The sequence below is a fragment of the Hyphomonas sp. UBA3195 genome (genome assembly GCF_002366485.1).
Classification (GTDB): domain Bacteria; phylum Pseudomonadota; class Alphaproteobacteria; order Caulobacterales; family Hyphomonadaceae; genus Hyphomonas.
This window is the reverse complement of the sequence record NZ_DEXB01000002.1, coordinates 165,241-167,148: the sequence shown is the minus strand read 5'-3', so window position 1 is coordinate 167,148 and position 1,908 is coordinate 165,241. Positions and strand designations below refer to the sequence as shown.

Genomic DNA, 1,908 nt, shown 5'->3' with positions numbered 1-1,908 from the left:
AGATGCGTAATGTTTTTATGACGCCCCCGGAATTCTTAGGAAAATGGGGCAAGTGCCTGCCATGCGGGGAAAAATTCGTGCTTTTCCCGCAACACTTATTGGCGTCGCTCTGAGGTTGAGCAGGCGAATCATCCCGAAAGCTTGAGGGTTTTCGGAGCCTGAATTCGACGGGGTCCGCACCCATGCGACATTGCCCCTCTCACCGCAGGAGGCCCGAATGATCCGACAGCCCCATCGTCAACGCCTGATCCGGCAGGTCCGGCTCCAGCGCCTGTTGGGGCGGAGCATGGCGGAGATCGCGGCGCAGGTTGGCCGGGGCGCCAGCACAGTCTGGCGTGTGATCCGGGACAATGGGCTCGACGCTCCGGAGAGACCGCTGGAGCGCCAGCGCCTGTCGCTGAGCGAAGCGCACGACATGGCAGTGGACCGCATGATGGCGGCGGATGTGACGCCGGAGGAGTTGCGCGCGCTGAGTGGCCTGATCATGCGGCTGGCGGCGGAAATCCGGCGGATGGAAATGGCGGTGGCGACTTGGGAAGGGGATGAGGATGTGCGGATTGCCGGACGTGCCGACGAAGACGAAACGGGCGAAGACGCCGAAGACGCCGAAGACGAACTCTCTCCAGCCGCTGAGCAATGCCGGCTGGACGCCCTTGCTGCCGGATTTCAAACAAAGGGCGCGTCAGGCGGCGCAGAGCAACGACTGGAGCACGCTGGCGGAATGGGAGTGCAGCCTGGTCAGCCAGAATCCGTGGATTCTGCACGCCCGCGATATACAGGTGCCGCCGCCGGGCGGATGGCGGAGCTTCGTGTTCATGGGCGGACGCGGCGCTGGGAAGACGCGGGCGGGGGCCGAATGGCTCCGTTGGTCGATGATTCACGGGCGGTGTCACCGGGCGGCGCTGGTGGGACCAGCCCTGCACGATGTGCGCGAAGTGATGATCGATGGGCCGAGCGGGCTGAAATGGATCGAGCCGCTGAAGTGCCGCCGCCCACACTACTCGCCCAGCCGGCGGATCCTGAGCTTTGACAATGGGGCGGAAGCGCATGTGTTCTCTGCCGAAGATCCGGACAGTTTGCGCGGGCCGCAATTTGATGTGGCCTGGTGTGACGAGATCGCCGCATGGATGCGGGGGCAGGCCGTGTGGGACACGTTGCAGATGGGGCTGAGGCTGGGCGCGGACCCGCGCGTGATGGCGACGACCACGCCGCGACCGACGGATTTCTTCAAGGGTCTGCTCACCGGGCCGGGGACATTGGTGCGTCAGGCCAGCATGGCCGAGAATGCGGAGAATCTGTCAGATGGGTTCGTGGCGGCGATGCAGGCGGCCTATGGGGGCAGCGCGCTGGCCCGGCAGGAAATTCATGGCGAATTGCTGGAAGATGCCGAAGGCGCATTGTTCCGTAGGCAGATGATTGATGCGGCGCGGGTGAGCGCGCCGCCCATGCTGGAAGATGTGATCGTGGCTGTGGACCCGCCCGCAACGAGCGGGCCTGCGGCGGATGCCTGCGGGATTATTGCGGCGGGCGTGCGCGACGGGGTCGCCTATGTGCTGGCCGATGCGTCAGCGCCGGGCCTGAGGCCGCTCGACTGGGCGAGGCGAGCGGTTGCGGTGTGCCGCGAGGTTGGCGCGCGGGAGATCATCGCCGAGTCCAATCAGGGCGGCGAAATGGTGCGGCAGGTGCTGGAAAGCGCCGGGGCGGATGTGCCGGTGCGGCTGGTGCATGCGCAGCTGGGCAAGCGCGCACGGGCCGCGCCTGTGGCGACGCTGTATGAGCAGGGGCGGGTGGCGCATGTCGGCCTGTTGCCGACGCTGGAAGACCAGATGTGCCAGTTCGGCGCGGAAGGGTTTCGCGGATCGCCTGACCGGGTGGATGCGCTGGTCTGGGCCATCTGGGCACTTTTGC

The 1,908-nt window shown here is 66.0% G+C and carries 1 protein-coding gene; it reads left to right on the top strand.

Going from position 1 to position 1,908, the window contains the following annotated elements; translation table 11 throughout:
- Positions 1-815 precede the first annotated feature (815 nt).
- A partial coding sequence (locus B2344_RS01095) for a DNA-packaging protein (RefSeq protein WP_290484479.1) occupies positions 816-1,908 on the top strand: 1,093 nt, incomplete at its 3' end.